Here is a 17702-nt window from a genome sequence, read left to right as displayed (position 1 = left end):
ATCCTTCATCTGCCGTCCTTTCGCGCAGTCGTTTCTTCCAACGACCATTCTGGCACATTGCGATGCCGTGCGGGGAGGACGGCAACCACCCCATCTCACGGGGTCAATCGAAAGTACGCGTCAACCGCGGGAGCAGGATGATTTCAATGGGCACCACGCCAGGTCAGTCAGCCAAAATGCACGCCGGTGAGAGTCTGCCCCCGGGCGCCTCCGCTGCCAAGCGGCAGCAGATCCTGGCTGGCGCGGCGCGTGTCTTTGCCCAAAATGGCTACGAGGGGGCCAGCATGTCGGGCATCGCGCGGGATGCCGGGGTGTCAAAAGGCACGCTGTACAATTACTTCGATAGCAAGGCCACGCTGTTCTCCGCCTTTGTGGAGCAGTGCGCGTGCGAGAAGATGCCGCTCCTGTTCAGCCGCATTGATGAAGGAGCGAACCTTACGGAATCGCTCGAGCATCTGGCCGTGGCCATGATCAGGCTGCTCACCTCGCCGCTATCGCTCATGCTCAATCGCATCATCATTTCCGAGGCCGGCAATTTTCCCGAACTGGCCGAGACGTTCTGGAAACATGGCCCGCAGAAGGCCATCAACATCCTTTCAGTCTGGCTGATGCAGCATAATGATTCCGGTGTGCTGAACATTCCCGACCCGGTTTTTGCCGCCGAGCAGTTCTACGCCCTGTGCCAGACCCGCATTACCGCGCGCTCGCGCCTGCAACTGCCGGTCAGCACTGACCAGGCGCATATTGATTTCATTGCGCGTTCGGCAGTGCGTACCTTTCTCAACGCCTATCTGCGCGAAGGGCCGCGCCTGCCGCCGGTGGTGATGCAGGGGTAAGGTAAGGGCGTGCTCTGACAGGGCTTTTTGAAAAAAGCTGCGCCAGAAACATTCCCTGCCCGTGCCTTGCTACGGACCCGGACGATGAGCCTTTTGCGATGGCGTAAAGAGGGGCAGGTAGAAGGGCATTCTGGTTGGTAGTTTCTTTGACCGTAAAATAAGGCTGTGGAATCAGTCTGTTCCACGAAGAGTGTTCCCCGCACACGCGGGGATAAGCCAAAACGCCTTATCCTGCGCCTGAACCGTCAATCGATATTTTCTGCCCCGGCAGGGATCTAGCCGCACTGATAGACGACACGTGCCCGGTCGAACCGGCGGGCCGCGATATCAGCCTCACGCATCATCACGTAATAGGCCCCCACATCCGCAAACCGGGCATGTGAGTCAGCCCCGATCTGTACGACAAGCCGCCATTCCCCTGCGGCTTGCAGCAGCACCTTCGCCTCTGGCGTGTTCCACACAGCTCCGCCCCCGCAGTTCAGGCCGTTGGCGGCAAGCTGGCTGCGGGCCTGAAGGCCGTTCTGTAACGGTTGCGGAAAACCGCCAAACTGGTGGTTATCACGTCCTTTTTCATCGGGCGTGCCGAAGGCGCAGAACCACTCGTCATAGGCCGAGAGTTTCGCATTATCATCAAGGCAGAAGGCATCCCATCCCTTGTCATTGAGCGGCATGGGCGTGAGGACAGAGCGTGGCGTGGTCACGGGGGCGGGGGGAAAGACGCAGCGCCACCTGTCATTCGAAATTGCCAGAAGGGCCTCGGGCACCGGCGCGCGCACCAGTTCAGCCACGGGTGACGGATCCCATATCACGCGCCACCCCACGGCGGCTTCGGGGGTGAATCCTTCCGGCTCTATCCAGTAATCATAGAATACCAGTAGGCGGCCACCAGTCGGGAAAACGGGGTCGAAACCCGGTGCCTGCGCCAGTTCGGCCAGATTGAACTGACCAAAGAAGGCCAGCGGGAAATCTGTCGCCACCGCCTGCGCTTTGGCGCGGTAGTTGCGGCTGAACCATTCGGCTCCCCGGGCGCGTGCCCATGAGGGCGGGTTTTCCAGCAGGTCATCTGCTTTGCGGTTGTAGTATTGCGCCCGCTTGGCAGCATCGGGGTAGGGCGGGCGCAGGGGCCAGGCCATGCCCTGCGGCAGGTCGGGGCGGCCGCCGAGTTTCGAGGCGCCGGGGGCAATGGTGTCCTCATCCCCTGCCGTGGTGGGCATGAGTAAGGCAGGTCGGGCCTGCGCGGCAAGATGGGCCACGATGGCAGCAGGCAGGCCAGTAGCCTGTAGCGATTGCGCCAGAGTCTCGCGGTCAGGAGGGAGCGGGATATCGGCCATGTCAGGTTCCTTTGTTAATATAGTATTTTAAAATAATGCATTGATGAGAATTAATAAAAGTTTTGGGACATCTTTTTTCAAAATACGGCGTTTACTGAAGTGTCGTGAATAATGCTTTACCAGAAAATATCTTTAATTTCAGAATAAATAAAATATGTATATTTAATAATATCGTTTTAAAATAGGATCAAAAACCATAATGAACCACCAGAAGATGGCGCAATAGGGCGGCTTCCCGTTTTGGGGAGAAGCGGTTATGTGCTGTGCCCTTTTGGCCGAACGGTTCTGTTGCATAAATACAACATTTGGCAGGCCCGGCGAAGGCGACGGTTTTTCCATATTGTTATGTTATATTGTACCAAATAAAGCTGCGCCTCCCGAAACCACCTCACCGGATGCGAGCCTTTCCGCCATGACGCGCCTATGGTTTTTTCCCCGTTCCCTTTCCCGTGCCATGCTCGCGGCCATAACCGCGCTGACTCCTGTTACGACCGCCCTTGCACAGGGCGTGCCTGCCACAGTCACAACGCCTGATGACCCGCAGGCCACCACCGAGCAGGCACAGGCGCTCAGCCGCCCCTCATCAGCGCCCGAAGCCATGACCGTCACCGCGCGTCTCGACCGCGCGCGCGTGCAGTTGCAGCCCTCCACGGGGGCAACGGTGCATGCCTTCAGCCGCAAGGCGATCGAGACCATTCCCGGCGGCGACAATGCCGCGCTGAACAGCGTGCTGTTGCAGGCCCCCGGTGTGGCGCAGGACAGTTACGGCCAGATCCACGTGCGTGGCGACCATAACGAGGTGCAGTTCCGCCTTGATGGCGTGCAGTTGCCCGAAGGCATGAACGTGTTCGGCCAGACACTCATGACCCGCTTTGCCGATAACATGTCGCTTTCCACCGGTGCATTGCCGGTGCAGTACGGCTTCCTGCAGGCTGCGGTGGTGGACATCACCACAAAGAATGGCGCCACCAACAAGGGTGGCAACGTGTCCATCTACGGTGGCGCGCGTGACTATTTCTTCCCCTCCGCGCAGTATGGGGGGCAGCATGGCAGGTGGGATTACTTCCTCACCGCCGATTACGTGCATGACCGGGTGGGCATCGAGAACACCACGCCCTCGTTCAATGCGCCGCATGACCTGAGCAACCAGTACCATTTCCTCGGCCACCTGCGTTATACAGTGGATGAAAACACGCGGCTGAGCCTGATTGCTGGCGTGTCGAACGCCGAGTACCAGTTGCCCAATATTGGTGGCCAGACCTTCCCCTGCGCGGGTGATGATTCGGCGTGCGTATCGGTGCCCGGTGCACCGCGCGCCTCCAGCCTCAATGAACGCCAGAAGCAGATCACCGATTTCGGCATCCTGTCGCTGCAGAAGGAGATCGGGGCCTTCTCGCTCCAGACATCGGTGTTCTCGCGCTACAGCAGCCTCGGCTACAGCCCCGACCCCAACCTGGGCGACCTGGCCTATATGGGCATAAGCCAGCATGCCGAGCGCTCGGTCATGTCAACCGGCACCCAGAGCGACGTGACCTGGCGCGTGCGGCCAGATCACACCGTGCGCTTCGGCTTTCAGGTCTTTGCCGAGCGCAACATCACCAAGGCCGATTCACTGGTGCAGAACACCGACACGGGGGCACTCCAGTCCATCCATACCGGCAATGGCCGCACGGGCGATGTTTATGGCCTGTACGTGCAGGACGAATGGCGGCCGCTGCGTAATGTCACGGTCAATTACGGCCTGCGTTTTGATGGCGTGGGTGAATACACCAACGAGCACCAGCTCAGCCCGCGCATCAACGTGGTGTGGCGCGCGTGGAAGGGGGCAACGCTGCATGCAGGCTACTCCCGCTACTTCACGCCCCCGCCCTTCGAGGTGGTGGGGGGGGCCGACTTGCAGCAGTTCGCAGGTACATCGGGCGCTGCGCCCGGCACCGGCAGCAGCACGGTCAAGGCCGAGCGTGACCATTACTTCGATGCCGGGATCGAGCAGGTCATCCTGCCCGGCTGGCGCGTGTCGTTCGATGCCTATTACAAGCTGGCCCATAACCTGATTGACGAGGGGCAGTTCGGCGCACCCATCATCCTCTCGGGCTTCAATTACCGGCGCGGGCAGGTGAATGGCTATGAGGTCTCGACCTCCTACGATCGCGGGCCGCTGTCGCTTTACGGCAATTTTGCGTGGTCGCGCGCCATCGGCAAGGACATTACCAGCGCGCAGTTCAACTTTGCCCCCGATGACCTCAACTATATCAGCCAGCACTGGGTGCATCTTGACCATGACCAGCGCTGGACCGCGTCCGCCGGTGGGTCCTACACCTTCTTCCACCGCACCGGGCATCCCACGCTGCTTTCGGCCACCATGGTCTATGGCAGCGGCCTGCGGCAGGATACCGACACCGTGCCCAATGGCGGCGTGATCCCACAATACGCCACGTTCAACCTGGCCCTTGTGCAGTCCTTCCGTGACCTGTTCCATTCGCGCTTCCTGCGCACCACGCAGCTGCGGCTGGATGTGACCAACCTGTTCGACCATCCCTACATGCTGCGCAGCGGCACGGGCATTGGCGTGGGCGCCCCGCAATACGGGTTGCGGCGCACGATCCTGACCGGTATTTCGCAGAACTTCTGATAAACTGAAGCCTTGCTGAAAGCGTAAAAGTTTCCGGGTGCCGCCTTTTTTAAAAAGGCGGTATTCTTTCGACGCTTTTTGAAAAAGCTTCACCAGAAATTTTTCTTTTTTATCAGTGATCTGTTTTTATTATTGAATAATTGCTTTGGTCAGTCCGGGTGGCTGTAAAACCTGCGAAAATTCTCACACCATGCCGGATCCAGCCTGTCCAATGGACTGACCAGAATTTCTTTTCTGTTCAGGTCATCAGGAAGAATGGCATGGACTAAATATTTATGTTCTGCAAAACATTTTATAGTCTCCATGCCCTTCAGGGCAATAATCGCTATCTCGTTATCTCTTTCACTATATATGAACCATTTCCCAGATGTAGATGACAGGGCATATGCATCGACATTGTGCAGCCACGCAAGCCCATCCTTTCTTTTCTGATTCCAGACCGATCTGTAATCTTTATATTTATCTTTTGTTTCGTTTATATTTATATATGAAACGCTATCTGTTTCATCTTCAGGCAGTGTAATCATATCGACAATACAAAACAGGCTCTCGCCGTTTAAGTCCATAAGTGACCAGATGATCTCGGCGGTCTCGTCCTCTGTCAAATAATCAGATGGATAGAAATAGTAAGCATCCCATTCATCCGCAAACACCATATCGGGCATGTGCTTTCCTGCAACCAGACTCTTTTCCATGCGGTTTATGAGCATGAAACGACATTCATCATTCATGGGTCATCCTACTCCACACCCGATCCTATGGTCATGATATGGATACTATAAGCAGATTTTGCAGCCTTGCAGCACAAAACGTGCCACAGGGTCGGGTGCGCAGCACCGGCCGGGCGGAGGGCACATAAAAAAAGGGCGACCCGCAGGCCGCCCTTTCTACAATGTTGCATGCAGGAAATAAGGTCAGGAATTGATCCGCTCGCCATGCAGGCTCATGTCGAGGCCTTCCATTTCCTCATCACGCGTCACACGCAGGCCGATGGTCAGGTCAATGGCCTTGAGCAGGATGAAGGTCAGCACCGCGCACCACACCACGGTAATGCCCACCGATTCCGCCTGGGCGATGAACTGGTGGAACGACCCGCTCACGCCCTCGGGGCTGCCGTCGGTGGCCGAAAGCGGGCCATAGGCGAACACGCCGGTCAGCAGCGCGCCTACAATGCCGCCAATGCCATGCACGCCAAAGGCGTCGAGGCTGTCGTCATAGCCCATCATGTGCTTGAGGCCCGTGGCGCCCCAGAAGCAGATCACGCCAGCGATCAGCCCGATCATCAGCGCGCCACCGGGCAGCACGAAGCCCGCCGCAGGCGTAATGGCCACCAGGCCACCCACCGCACCCGAGATGATGCCCAGCACCGTCGGCTTGCCGGTCTTGATCCATTCGGCGCACATCCACGACACGCCAGCGGCGGCCGCGGCAATCTGGGTGGTGGCCATGGCCATGCCCGCGCGCCCGTTGGCGCCACCGGCCGAGCCTGCGTTGAAGCCGAACCAGCCCACCCACAGCAGGGATGCGCCAATGATGGCATAGGTCAGGTTGTAGGGTGAGAGGTCGTCCTCCCCATAACCCTTGCGCCGGCCCATCACCAGGGCGGCCACAAGGCCCGCGATGCCCGCGTTGATATGCACCACCGTGCCGCCAGCAAAGTCGATCGCGCCGATCCTGGCAGCCACCCAGCCATCCGGCCCCCACACCCAGTGGGCCACGGGCACATACACGATCAGCGACCAGATGATGGTGAACACGCACAGGGCGCTAAACTTCATGCGTTCGGCAAACGCGCCGGTAATCAGCGCGGGCGTGATGATGGCGAAGGTCATCTGGAAGGTCATCCAGACACTTTCGGGAATGGTCATGGTAGTGGCGGCAGGCGTGCCCGCGGCCATGGTGAAGGCCACGTCACTGCCCTTGCTGATGCCAGCGCCCAGCCCGTTGAGCATCACGCGCGACAGCCCGCCAATGAAGGCGTTGCCCGAGGTAAAGGTCAGGCTGTAGCCCAGCACCATCCACACCACGGTCATGATGCAGCAGATGGAGAAGGACTGCATGAGTGTCGCCAGCACGTTTTTCTTGCGCACCATGCCCGCATAGAACAGCGCAAGGCCGGGGATGGTCATCATCAGCACGAGCGCCGTGCTGATCAGCATCCAGGCGGTATCACCCGTGTCGATGGCGGGGGGGGCATCGGCCGCCATGGCCGGCAGGCTGGCCATCGACGCGCCAAAAGCCGCCGCCGCCAGCCCGGCATGGCGGGCGCTTTTGCCAATCTTCTTGATCACAGCGCGTTTTCTCCGGTTTCCTGTGTCCTGATCCGTATTGCCTGCTGCAGGTCGAGAACGAAAATCTTGCCATCACCGATCTTGCCCGTGCACGAGGCGGACTGGATCACTTCCACCACCTTGTCGCACTGCGCGTCGGGCACCGCGATCTCGAGCTTGATCTTGGGCAGGAACTGGATGTTGTATTCAGCACCGCGATAGATTTCGGTCTGGCCTTTCTGGCGGCCATATCCCTTCACCTCGGTTGCGGTCAGGGCATCCACCCCGATGGAATGCAACCCTTCGCGTACCTCATCGAGCTTGAACGGCTTGATGATGGCAATAACGAATTTCATCTCGTCCCCTTCCTGCCTTGCCCCTGAAACGTCACCTGATGGCTACTGTTCCGTACAGGCAACCATATCGCGAAGCAATATGAAGTTGCTAGCGCCTTTCAGCGCTATTGTGCAGGGGCGGGGTGTTGCCATTATGGGTATGGCGTGTTCGCCATTTCTGACCTGTGGCGCGGCAGCGGGGGCGCAGGGCTGTCAATACGCGGGCCACCGTTCCCGAATCGAAGGGGGGGCGTGGCTGCGCGCGTGATCGCGCCCCGGGCCATGGCGCGCGGGCCGTGGCATCCGCGCCCGTTAAACCGGCTTGGCGCGCCCTGCCTTATCCGGCATATCCCATGCCATCATGACCCAACCCGCTCCCGCATCCGCGCCTCATGGCGCGCCCACCGCATGGCCGGTCATGGCCGTGGCGGTCATTGCAACCGGTTTCCTGTCGGGTGTGGGGGGCACGGTGCTGTCGCTGCTGCTGCACATGATCCAGCATGCCGCCTATGGCTATGGCCAGCCCGGCGGGCCGCATACATTCGTGCAGGGCGTGAGTGCGGCCGCGCCCTGGCGCAGGATTGCCGCCCTGTGCGCCGCGGGCGTGGTGGCGGGCGTGGGCTGGTGGGCGCTGGGGCGTTTTGGCAGGCCGCTGGTCAGCATCGCGGCTGCCGTGGGCAGGACGGGGCTGGGCAAGCCCATGCCCGCGCTCTCCACCACCGTGCACGTGCTGCTCCAGATCGTGACGGTGGCCCTTGGCTCGCCGCTCGGCCGCGAGGTCGCGCCGCGTGAACTCGGCGCGGTGCTGGCCACCGGCACCGGCCGCGTGCTGGGGCTTGCGCCCGATGACCGGCGCATCATCATCGCCTGCGGGGCGGGGGCCGGACTTTCCGCCGTCTATAACGTGCCGCTGGGCGGCGCGCTGTTCATTCTCGAGGTGCTGCTCGGCACGGTGGGGCAGCGCGCGGTGCTGTGCGCGGTGGGCGCTTCGGCCATCGGGGCATTCGTGCCGTGGGCGGTGCTGGGCAACCTGCACCAGTATGACATCGGGCCAATGGTGGTCACGGCCCCCGTGGTGCTGTGGGCGCTGTGCGCGGGGCCGGTCATTGGCATGGGCGCGCAGATGGCCAGGCGGCTGATGGCCGTGGTGCAGAACCGGGCCGCGCGGGGAGGGGCGCGCATTGCGTGGTGCCTTGTGGTGTTTCCGCTGCTGGGCGTTCTGTCGTGCTTCTACCCGCAGCTGCCCGGCAACGGGCGCGGGCCGATGCAGCTTGCGCTGTCGGCACAGCTGGGCACGCAGCTTGCAGCGACCGTGCTGGTGCTCAAGGTTGTCGTCATCATGGGCGCGCTGCGGGCGGGTGCGGCAGGTGGCCTGCTTACGCCCAGCCTGACCATGGGCGCCCTGCTGGCCACCGTGCTGGCGGGGGGGTGGAATGCCTGCCTGCCCATGGTGGATGTGGGCACGGTGGCGCTGCTGGGCGGCATTGCCTTTCTGGGCACGTTCATGTCCATGCCGCTGACGGCCCTGGCGTTGGGTCTCGAGTTCACCCATGTGGGGCATGACATGTGGATTCCGGCTTTCCTTACGCTGTCAGGGGCGCTGCTTGCCTTCCGGGTCTGCGCCACAATGGGCCAGCCGCCTGCGGCCCAGACCCGGCCCGGTGCGCCGGGCAGCATGTCGGCACGGTCCTGAAATAGGGGGCGCTCAAGGGAGCATCCCGCCCGTTGTGCAGGGATGAACGTCTGGCCGAGGCAGGCCAGTGTATCGCCGCAGATGCCGCCTTGCCTGGCGCCGGAAGGTCTCTTCGGGCGGCGATGACCGGCCGATGACCCGTCAGGCCCATGCCAACCCTGTTTTTACAGGCCGCAGGCCTGCAACAGCACGCACATTGCAAGCCCCACCATGCCAATCAGTGTTTCCAGAACGGACCATGTGCGCAGGGTCTGTGGCACGGTCAGCCCCAGCGCATCGCGCACCTGCCAGAAGCCGGAATCATTCATCGGGCCGAACATCACCGCTCCCGCTCCGGTGGCCAGCACCACAAGCTCGGGCGAGATCGCGGAGCCATGCGCCATGATGGGGGCCACGATGCCCGCCGTGGTGCTCATGGCCACCGTGGCCGACCCCACGGCCACACGCATGCCCGCGGCCAGCCCCCAGGCCAGCACCAGCAGCGGCACATGCATGTCGACCGCAGCACGGGCAATGGCGTCGGATATGCCGCTCTCCATCAGTTCCGCGCCAAAGCCGCCACCCGCCCCGATCATGAGCAGCAGCCCCGCCAGCGGGCCAAGACATTCATTGGAGCACGCCAGCACCTTCTCGCGCGTCATGCCGCGCCGCAGCCCCAGCGTCCAGAACGACAGCAGCGCCGCCAGCGCCAGCCCCACATTGGGGTCGCCCGCAAAGCGCAGCGCCTCAGCCCACGCGCCGGGCTGCGGCCCCATAAACCGCGTGGCCGAGCCTGCCAGCATCAGCACCATGGGGGCAAGAATGGTGAACAGGGTCATGCCAAAACCCGGCAGGTCAGAGGGGTTGCGCGGCGTACTGGCATCATGCGCGCGCGCGGCCTGCGCCCCGGCATCGGCTGGCAGGCGGGGCACGATGAAGCGCGTATAGAGCGGGCCTGCAATGATGGCGGCAGGCACGCTGACCAGCGCCCCCATCCAGATCAGGCGGCCGATATCGGCATGGTAGGCCGCCAGCGCGAACATGGTGCCGGGGTGGGGCGGCATGTAGCCCTGCACCACCGACAGCGCCGCCGTAACCGGCAGGGCCACATGCAGGATGGGCATTTTTGTCTGCCGCGCGATGGAAAATGCCAGCGGCACCAGCACCACGAAGCCCACCGTAAAGAACACCGACAGCCCGACCAGCAGCCCGATCACCATCATGGCCCAGTCCAGCCGCCGCGGCCCGGCCAGCGCCACCACGGTCATGGCGATGCGGTCCGCCCCGCCTGACACCTCAAGCATCTTGCCCAGCATGGTGCCCAGCGCGATGACCGAGGCGATCTGGCCGAGCACCTGCCCGGCCCCTTTCTCGAACGTGCTCACCACATGGGGTGCGGGCATGCCAGCGGCAAAGCCTAGCAGCATGGAGGCAATGAACAGTGCCAGGAATGGATTGAGCTTGCACCGCTCAATCAGGAAAACAACAACGCATATGGCCACAACAGCCAGCAGCAGGGCCATTCCGACCGACATCCGACGCCTCTCCTTTTCTGCCCGCGCCTAGTGCGAAACCGGCGTTGCCTCCTGCCAGCCCCCGCCCAGCACGCGGGCCAGCTGAATGGTGGCCTGCGTGCGCGTGTCCTGGTTGGACAGCACCGCTCCCTGCGCATCAAGCGCCTGCATGCGGGCCTGAAGCACATCGCCAAGCGTGCGCTGCCCACCGGCATACAGACCGGCCATATCATGCGCAACCTGCCCGGCCTGCGCCTGCGCGCGCGTCAGCTCTACGTCGCGGGCGTCAAGGCCAAGGCGGTTTTCATAGCTGTCCTCCACCTCGGCAAGCGCGTGCAGCAGGCTCTTGTCATAGCCCGCCACCGCCGCATCGAGCCGGGCGCTCGCGGCATGAATGCGCGCCTGAATGCGGTTGGCGGTGAAGATGGGCAGGTAGGTGGTCAGCGCAATCAGGCCACCCGTGCCCGACAGGCCGGGAATGCCATCAAAATGCAGCCGCCCGTCGCCACCAAAAAATTCCAGCCCGAAGCGGGGCAGCAGATCCGTCTTGGCACTTTTGAGCCGGTTGAGCGCCGCATCCACCTGATCGCGCCGGGCGCGCACATCGGGCCTGCGCTCGAGCACCGTGTCAGGCATCTGCCCCACGGGGGCGGGCGGCACGAAATAGGCCGGGGGGGTGGGCGGTGCCGCCAGTCCCTCCGGTGTCTGGCCGGACAGCACGGCAAGCCTGCGGCGCATGAGGTCGAGCCGGGCTACGAGAAGGGGCCTGCGCGCCTTCATTTCCGAAAGCTTCTGTTCAACCATCCGCACATCCGCCGCCGTGGCCTGCCCCGATGCAAAACGCGCCTGCCCGTAGGCCCGCAACTGCCCCAGCGTGGCGATGCCCTGGTCGGTCAGGGCAATCTGGCGCTGCACGCCCTGCGCGCGCAGGTAACTGTCGGCGGCATCGGCGGCGATGACCATCTGCACGCCGTGGAAATATTCTTCCTCAGCCTTCACGCCATCCTTCGCCGCCTTCGCATCGGCATGGCGGCCGCCAAACAGGTCCGGTTCCCACGAGGCGGTGATGCCCGCAAGGTGGCCATCCGTGCTGCGGTTGGAGTCGGGCAGGCCATCGGCATCGCGCCAGTCAATGTCGCCACCCATCATGTTGCCGGTGGCTCCCACGGTGGGGTAGAGCGCCGAGCGCACCACCGTATGCATGGCCCGCGCCTCAAGCACGCGGTCGCGCGCGATGCGGATGTCGGGGCTTGCGGCCAGCGCGGTCTCGACCGCGTGCGTCAGCCCCGGGTCATGCCATGCCTCCCACCAGCGCGTCATGTCGGTGGGGGGCTGCGCGGCCGTCATGCCCGCCTGCGTGAACTGCCGGGGCACCGTTACGTGCGACGCGGGCGCATGCGTGCGGAAGGGCGAGCACCCCGCCACAAGCCCCACGGCCGCCGCCATGCTTCCCATGCGGGCGGCCCGCGCCAATCTGTTCCTCATCATTCCTGCCTTGCCAACATGGATCTGAAGCGCATGAGCGCGAATACAAGAAATACAATGCCTGTCACGGTCACGGTCAGCAGCGGCAGCGCGATCGCCCCCAGCCCCGCATCGCGGTACAGAATGGCCTGCGACAGGTTGACGAACTGCGTGGTGGGCAGGAAGCGCACCACCACCTGCATCATCTGCGGCATGCTTTCCACCGGCGTTGCCGCCCCCGAGAGCAGGTAGGCCACCGCATAGACCGGCACCACCAGCAGCCCGAACTGCGGCATGGTGGGCGCCACCGTGGCCAGCATGATGCCCAGCGCCGTGGCCGAGAACAGATACAGCAGCGAGCACGCGGCAAACAGCGTAACCGACCCCGCAATCGGCACGCCGAGCCACACATGCACCACCAGCCACAGCGAGATGATGGCGCCGACAAAGATGACAAGCCCGTTGGTCACGATCTTGGCCACCGCGATCTCGCTGGCACTGACGGGCATGACCAGCAGGTGCTCGAGCGTGCCGTGTTCGCGTTCGCGGATCACCGCCGCGCCAACCAGCACGATGGACAGGATGGTGATGTTGGTCACGATCTGCATGACCGAGGTGAACCATTTCGATTCACTGTTGGGGTTGAAGCGGATGCGGCTTTGCACGGCAAACGGCACCTGATCGATGGGCGATGGCACATGCAGCATGTCATCCACCTCGCCCATCAGGATCTCGTTGAGGTATTCCGTGCCCAGCCCGGCCTGGGTCATGGCGGTGGCATCCACGCGCAGCTGCACGGCGGGCACGCGCCCTGCCAGCACGTCGGCCTGGAAATGGGGAGGAATGTCGACCACGAAGATGTAGTCTCCCCTGTCCATGCCCGCCAGCGCCTGCGCGCGGTCCACCATCACGGGCGGCTTGAAATAGGGCGGCTGCACCGCATCGCGCATGCGGCGCGAGAGGGGAGAATTATCCTCGTCGATAAAGGCGATGGTGGCGTTTGACACCTCCACCTTCACCCCGTTGGCCACCAGCAGCACGCCCGCGCTGAAGGCGAACACGATCAGCCCCAGCAACACCCGGTCATGCACCAGGCTGCGCAGTTCCTTGCCGCACAGCAGACCGACATTGAGCAGCCAGCGCATCATATGCTCAGGCTTCCTGTTTTTTCAGCAGAAGACGGGCGGCCAGCATGTAGCCCGCGCCAAAGCAGCCCAGCGCCAGGTACATCGGCCCGAAGCTTGTCACTCCCAGCCCCTTGGTGAAGCAGCCCAGGCTGATGAGCTGGTACCACGCGGCGGGAAAGCCCAGCCCCACGAGGCGGCTGATGCCCGTCAGCGTGGAGGCCGGATAGAGCAGCCCGGAGAAATTGACCGCCGGGATCAGGCAGATGATGGACGTGCCGAAGATGGCCGCCACCTGCGAGCTGACAAAAGTGGAAATGAGCAACCCCAGCCCGGTGGCCGACAGCACGAACAGCACCCCCCCCAGCGTGAGCGCCAGCAGCGACCCCTTGAGCGGCACCCCCATCACCACCACGGCCACCAGCACCAGCATGAAATAGCTGATGGTGGCCAGCGCCACGTAAGGCGCCTGCTTGCCCATGAGGTACTGCCCCACCGAGGCGGGCGAGGCGTAGAGATTGACAATGGAGCCCACCTCCTTCTCGCGCACCACGCCAAGGGCGGTGAGCATGGTGGGGATGAGGATGAGAGCGAGCATGATTACGCCCGGCGTCATGGCGTAGATGCTGCGGAATTCCTGATTATAGGAAAAACGCGGCTCCACGGTGATGGGAATAACCGCCCCCTGTGGCATGGCGCGGCCGAGCGTGCTGGCGTAACCGGCCAGCACGCCGGTCACGTAGGCGCGCACATTGGCCGCAAGGAATGGCACCGCGCCATCGATGATGACCCCGATCTCGGGCCTGCGCCCGGCCTCGAGGTCACGCGCGAAACCTGCGGGTATGTCGAGCGCAAGCTGCGCCCTGCCATTGCGGATCTCGCGGTCCAGCCCGTCGGCATCGGCCACGGGGGCAAGTTCATGGAAATAGGTGGAGCCGCGAAAACTGTCGATCAGGTCGCGGCTGATGGTGGTGCGGTCATGGTCATCAACCGTAAAGCGCACGCCTTCCACATCGAACGAGATGCTCGAGGCCGCCACCACCAGCAGGATCAGCGGGCCAATCAGGGCAAAGGTCAGCCGCAGGCGGTCGCGCAGCAGTTCCACCCCCTCGCGCCGGGCAAAGGCCCAGGCACGTGGCAGCCACGCGCCCCCCAGCGTGCCGAACCGCGCGGCCAGCCTGCCGCCCAGCGCATGCCACCATGTGCGGGCCGCACCCTGCCGCGCGGGCGGGGCGGCCGCATGCTCCTGCGCATCGGTCGCGGCCTCGGCATCCTGTAGATAGGCGATGAAGGCGGCTTCAAGGTTGGGGGCGCTGCGTTTTTTCACCAGTTCGGCGGGCGTGCCCACGGCCAGCACGTGGCCGCGATGCATGAGCGAGATGCGGTCGCACCGCGCCGCCTCATTCATGAAATGGGTCGAGACGAAAATCGTTACATGGTCCTGACGCGACAGGCGGATGAGGTGCCGCCAGAACATATCGCGCGCGGCGGGGTCCACGCCGGAGGTCGGCTCATCGAGGATCAGGATTTCAGGGTTGTTGATGCACGCCGCAGCCAGTTGCAGGCGCTGGCGGATGCCCAGCGGCAGGGCGGCGGGGCTGACATCGGCGCAGGCGCCGAGCTCGAACGACTCGATGGCCTGCGCCACGCGCTGCGCCGCCCGGGCTGCGGGAATGCGGTAAAGACGGGCCTGCAGCATGAGGTTCTGCCGCACGGTCAGTTCCTCATACAGCGAGAACGCCTGCGACATGTAGCCAATGCGCATGCGGGTTTTCATGTCGCCCGCCGTGATCTGCTCGCCAAACAGCTTTGCCGTGCCGCTTGTGGCATCGAGCAGGCCGGTCAGCATCTTCATGGTGGTGGACTTGCCGCAGCCATTGGAGCCAAGAAAGCCGAAAATCTCGCCCCGGCTGATGGTGAAGCTCACATCGCTCACCGCCGTAAAGCTGCCAAAACGACGGGTCAGGTGCTCGGCCTCGATGGCGGGCGGCCCGCCGGGATTGGCATAGGGTGGAATGACGAAGCCGCTGGCCTCCTGCCGCTTGCCCTCGGGCAGGAGCGAGATATACGCGTCCTCCAGCGATGTGGTGTGCGTGCGCTCGAGCACCTTTTGCGTCTGGTCGCTGATCAGCACCTTGCCGTCATCCATCGCCACCAGCCATGCAAACCGCTCGGCTTCCTCCATATACGCCGTGGAGACGATCACGGTCATGGTGGGGCGCTCGCGGCGCAACTGGTCCACCAGCGTCCAGAACTGCTGGCGCGAGAGCGGATCAACACCCGTGGTGGGTTCATCAAGGATCAGCAGGTCGGGGTCATGCACCAGCGCGCAGCACAGGCTGACCTTCTGCTTCATGCCGCCCGAGAGGTGGCCCGCCGCGCGGTCGGGGAAGGGGGCGAGACCTGTTGCATCGAGCAGGCGCTCGATGCGGGCATCACGCTCGCGGGCATCCATGCCGAACAGGCGGGCAAAGAAGTCGATATTCTCCCACACCGACAGGGTGGGATACAGGTTGCGCCCCAGCCCCTGCGGCATGAAGGCGACACGCGGCAGGAACGCCTCGCGCGCGCGGCGCTCACCTATATCGGCACCCAGCACATCCAGCCGGCCCGACTGGAGCCTGCGCACGCCCGCGATCAGTCCGAGCAGGGTCGACTTGCCCACGCCATCAGGCCCCACAAGGCCGATGGTGGTGCCCGCGGGCAGGTCCAGCGTCACATCCGCCAGCGCCGTGACCGCGCCATAACGGTGCGTGACCCCGGCAATGCGGATGCCTGGCGGGCTATTATGGGGCGCGGCCTCGCTCATTGCGGGGCATCGGCCACGTCAAGCGCTGCGGGCCAGCGGGTGGCGGGGTCGGTGCGCACGTAGCCATCGCCCGTCATGCCCGCCTTGAGCACGCTGCCATACCGGGCCGCGATTTCGGGGCTGACCCGCAGCTTGACGCGGTAAACCAGCTTGTCGCGCTCGGTCGCGGTCTCGACATATTTGGGGGTGAACTGTGCTTCGGGCGAGACGAAGGAAATGGTGGCGGGAATGACCTGCTGGTGCAGCGCGTCAAGCGCTATGCGCGCCTGATCGCCTACATGAAGCTGCCCCGCCTGCTGCGAGGGGTAGAACACGGTCAGGTACATATCCGCCGGGTTGAGCAGCGAGGCCACGCGGCCACCGCCGGGCAGGACGGCGCCCTTTTCCACGATGCGGTATTCAATCCGGCCGGCCACGGGGGCGCGGATGGTCATGTCATCCTCGGCGGACCGGGCCTGCGTCACCTGCGCCTGGGCGGCATCCGCCACGGCCTGTGCGGCATCAACCGCGTGTGCAGCCGCCTCGGCCCCCGCAGTGGCGGTGTCGAGACTGGTCTGGTGCTGGGTCAGTTCCATGTCAGAGACGAGGTGCTGGCGGAACATGGCCTGCGCGTGGTCCATGTCGTGGCGTGCCAGGCCCAGCGTTGCCTGCCGTGCATCGTGCTCGGCCTGCGCACGGACCACGTCGGCCTGGGCTGCGCGCAGGTGGGCGCGCGCGGCGTCAAGGCTGGCGCGCGCGCTGATGTCATCCTCGCGCGCCAGCACCTGATCTGCGGCGACCGTATCGCCCTCGTTGAAATCCAGTTCGGTGACGCGCCCGGGATATTTGACCGCCACATCAATGCGGGCGAGTTCCAGCCGCCCATTGGCGCGCGCCAGCCCCGGCGGCAGCTCGCCCTGGTGCTGCACCACGTACCACCCCACGCCACAGCCTGCCGCTACAATGACAAGCCCCGCGCCAATCGCCGCGTCGCGCCACTTCATGCCATCGGCCCCATGCTGCCCGCAAGGCACGGGCCGGTCGCAACGGGGTGGAGCAATACGATCATGGATGAAACCTTTAAAGCCAATGCGGGGACACCAGAATCCTATCTTCTATACAACCCGGCCACACAGTGAACTGATGTACATCAGTTCAGGGCGTGTTATCGCTACAGGGTGCGGCCTCTTCCTCGCGCAGCACGCTCTCCGCGTGGCGCAGCACCACGGCCAGCACATCCATCATGGCCTGCGCCTGCCCTGCTTCCACGCCACCGAGCACACGGGCCTCCATGCCCGCGCAGATCTGGTGAAGGGCTGCGCATTTGCGCGTGCCGCGCGTGGTCAGGTGCAGGGTTTTGGCGCGGCGGTCGGCGGGGTCGGGGCGGCGCTCGACCAGCCCTTCATCTTCCAGCAGGTCGAGCACGCGCACCAGGGCTGAACTGTCGGTGTTCATGGCATGGGCGAGCGCGCGCTGGCTCACGCCAGCGGGCAGCATCATCAGGTAGGCGAGCGGGCGCATCATCGCCATGCTCATGCCATCGGGGCGCAGGGCGCGGTCGAGCACCAGCCGCCAGGTATTGGCCAGCCGCATGGTGAGGAAGGTCATTCGCATGTCCTGGAAACCCGTGCCCTCGATATCGGGCAGTGGTGAACGGTCGGTCATGAGCATTCCCTGTGCTGGTTGGTCAGGCCGTGGCCATGGCGCCTGCTGCGCGATAGCACGCGGGGCGCGCG

General features: G+C 63.7%; 13 protein-coding genes. 3 read left to right on the top strand and 10 right to left on the bottom strand.

The features are described from left to right. Positions 1–146 precede the first annotated feature (146 nt). The gene (locus CDI09_RS11790; RefSeq protein ID WP_078525138.1) at positions 147–836 is read left to right on the top strand and encodes a TetR/AcrR family transcriptional regulator; all 690 of its coding nucleotides are present in this window, start codon (positions 147–149) and stop codon (positions 834–836) included. A 275-nt stretch (positions 837–1111) separates the two neighbouring features. Here CDI09_RS11790 and CDI09_RS11785 read toward each other — a convergent pair whose 3' ends face one another. After that, positions 1112–2167, bottom strand: coding sequence for a YwqG family protein (locus CDI09_RS11785; RefSeq protein ID WP_078525136.1), 1056 nt, complete (start codon positions 2165–2167; stop codon positions 1112–1114). 412 nt (positions 2168–2579) lie between these two features. Here CDI09_RS11785 and CDI09_RS11780 point away from each other — a divergent pair, with 412 nt between their 5' ends. Beyond that, positions 2580–4799 carry a TonB-dependent receptor gene (locus tag CDI09_RS11780; RefSeq protein ID WP_078525135.1) on the top strand — a complete coding sequence of 740 codons (2220 nt, stop codon included), beginning with the start codon at positions 2580–2582 and terminating at the stop codon, positions 4797–4799. A 149-nt stretch (positions 4800–4948) separates the two neighbouring features. On the opposite strand, the gene CDI09_RS11775 is transcribed toward CDI09_RS11780, so the two are convergent. The 3 genes from CDI09_RS11775 to CDI09_RS11765 all read right to left on the bottom strand — a co-directional run bounded on the left by CDI09_RS11775 (position 4949) and on the right by CDI09_RS11765 (position 7425). Next, positions 4949–5530 carry a hypothetical protein gene (locus CDI09_RS11775; protein WP_110571336.1) on the bottom strand — a complete coding sequence of 194 codons (582 nt, stop codon included), beginning with the start codon at positions 5528–5530 and terminating at the stop codon, positions 4949–4951. 183 nt (positions 5531–5713) lie between these two features. Beyond that, complete coding sequence (locus tag CDI09_RS11770) at positions 5714–7090, bottom strand: ammonium transporter (protein ID WP_078525132.1); 1377 nt, start codon at positions 7088–7090, stop codon at positions 5714–5716. Then, positions 7087–7425 (bottom strand): P-II family nitrogen regulator, encoded by a 339-nt coding sequence (locus CDI09_RS11765; RefSeq protein WP_061273594.1) that lies wholly within the window; start codon positions 7423–7425, stop codon positions 7087–7089. Before CDI09_RS11765 ends, CDI09_RS11770 begins: the two co-directional genes overlap by 4 nt. Before the next feature lie 397 nt (positions 7426–7822). Between CDI09_RS11765 and CDI09_RS11760 the strand changes: the two genes are divergently transcribed. Continuing rightward, a complete protein-coding gene (locus CDI09_RS11760; RefSeq protein ID WP_078525130.1) occupies positions 7823–9097 on the top strand; it encodes a chloride channel protein in 1275 nt (424 codons plus the stop codon). 164 nt (positions 9098–9261) lie between these two features. On the opposite strand, the gene CDI09_RS11755 is transcribed toward CDI09_RS11760, so the two are convergent. The 6 genes from CDI09_RS11755 to CDI09_RS11730 all read right to left on the bottom strand — a co-directional run bounded on the left by CDI09_RS11755 (position 9262) and on the right by CDI09_RS11730 (position 17631). Beyond that, entirely contained in the window at positions 9262–10611 is a 1350-nt protein-coding gene (locus CDI09_RS11755; protein WP_078525128.1) for a GntT/GntP/DsdX family permease, read from the bottom strand. Positions 10612–10638: 27 nt separating this feature from the next. Next, positions 10639–12075 (bottom strand): TolC family protein, encoded by a 1437-nt coding sequence (locus CDI09_RS11750; protein WP_078525126.1) that lies wholly within the window; start codon positions 12073–12075, stop codon positions 10639–10641. After that, on the bottom strand, positions 12075–13202 hold the full coding sequence (locus tag CDI09_RS11745; RefSeq protein ID WP_078525124.1) for an ABC transporter permease: 1128 nt from the start codon (positions 13200–13202) through the stop codon (positions 12075–12077). Before CDI09_RS11745 ends, CDI09_RS11750 begins: the two co-directional genes overlap by 1 nt. Before the next feature lie 4 nt (positions 13203–13206). Further along, the gene (rbbA, locus tag CDI09_RS11740) at positions 13207–15987 is read right to left on the bottom strand and encodes a ribosome-associated ATPase/putative transporter RbbA (protein ID WP_078525122.1); all 2781 of its coding nucleotides are present in this window, start codon (positions 15985–15987) and stop codon (positions 13207–13209) included. Further along, positions 15984–16970 (bottom strand): HlyD family secretion protein, encoded by a 987-nt coding sequence (locus CDI09_RS11735; protein ID WP_078525120.1) that lies wholly within the window; start codon positions 16968–16970, stop codon positions 15984–15986. The genes rbbA and CDI09_RS11735 overlap by 4 nt, the downstream gene beginning before the upstream one ends. 151 nt (positions 16971–17121) lie before the next feature. Further along, on the bottom strand, positions 17122–17631 hold the full coding sequence (locus CDI09_RS11730; RefSeq protein ID WP_236944647.1) for a MarR family winged helix-turn-helix transcriptional regulator: 510 nt from the start codon (positions 17629–17631) through the stop codon (positions 17122–17124). Positions 17632–17702 lie beyond the last annotated feature (71 nt).

The organism is Komagataeibacter nataicola, assembly GCF_003207795.1.
GTDB lineage: Bacteria > Pseudomonadota > Alphaproteobacteria > Acetobacterales > Acetobacteraceae > Komagataeibacter > Komagataeibacter nataicola.
This window is presented reverse-complemented; position numbering and strand designations above follow the sequence as displayed.

What these genes read in the sequence shown, in the direction of transcription:
- CDI09_RS11790 (WP_078525138.1), top strand. Translation starts at nt 147, where the DNA reads ATGGGCACCACGCCAGGTCAGTCAGCCAAAATGCACGCCGGTGAGAGT.
- CDI09_RS11785 (WP_078525136.1), bottom strand. Translation starts at nt 2,167, where the DNA reads ATGGCCGATATCCCGCTCCCTCCTGACCGCGAGACTCTGGCGCAATCG.
- CDI09_RS11780 (WP_078525135.1), top strand. Translation starts at nt 2,580, where the DNA reads ATGACGCGCCTATGGTTTTTTCCCCGTTCCCTTTCCCGTGCCATGCTC.
- CDI09_RS11775 (WP_110571336.1), bottom strand. Translation starts at nt 5,530, where the DNA reads ATGAATGATGAATGTCGTTTCATGCTCATAAACCGCATGGAAAAGAGT.
- CDI09_RS11765 (WP_061273594.1), bottom strand. Translation starts at nt 7,425, where the DNA reads ATGAAATTCGTTATTGCCATCATCAAGCCGTTCAAGCTCGATGAGGTA.
- CDI09_RS11760 (WP_078525130.1), top strand. Translation starts at nt 7,823, where the DNA reads ATGGCCGTGGCGGTCATTGCAACCGGTTTCCTGTCGGGTGTGGGGGGC.
- CDI09_RS11755 (WP_078525128.1), bottom strand. Translation starts at nt 10,611, where the DNA reads ATGTCGGTCGGAATGGCCCTGCTGCTGGCTGTTGTGGCCATATGCGTT.
- CDI09_RS11750 (WP_078525126.1), bottom strand. Translation starts at nt 12,075, where the DNA reads ATGAGGAACAGATTGGCGCGGGCCGCCCGCATGGGAAGCATGGCGGCG.
- CDI09_RS11745 (WP_078525124.1), bottom strand. Translation starts at nt 13,202, where the DNA reads ATGATGCGCTGGCTGCTCAATGTCGGTCTGCTGTGCGGCAAGGAACTG.
- rbbA (WP_078525122.1), bottom strand. Translation starts at nt 15,987, where the DNA reads ATGAGCGAGGCCGCGCCCCATAATAGCCCGCCAGGCATCCGCATTGCC.
- CDI09_RS11735 (WP_078525120.1), bottom strand. Translation starts at nt 16,970, where the DNA reads ATGAAGTGGCGCGACGCGGCGATTGGCGCGGGGCTTGTCATTGTAGCG.
- CDI09_RS11730 (WP_236944647.1), bottom strand. Translation starts at nt 17,631, where the DNA reads ATGACCGACCGTTCACCACTGCCCGATATCGAGGGCACGGGTTTCCAG.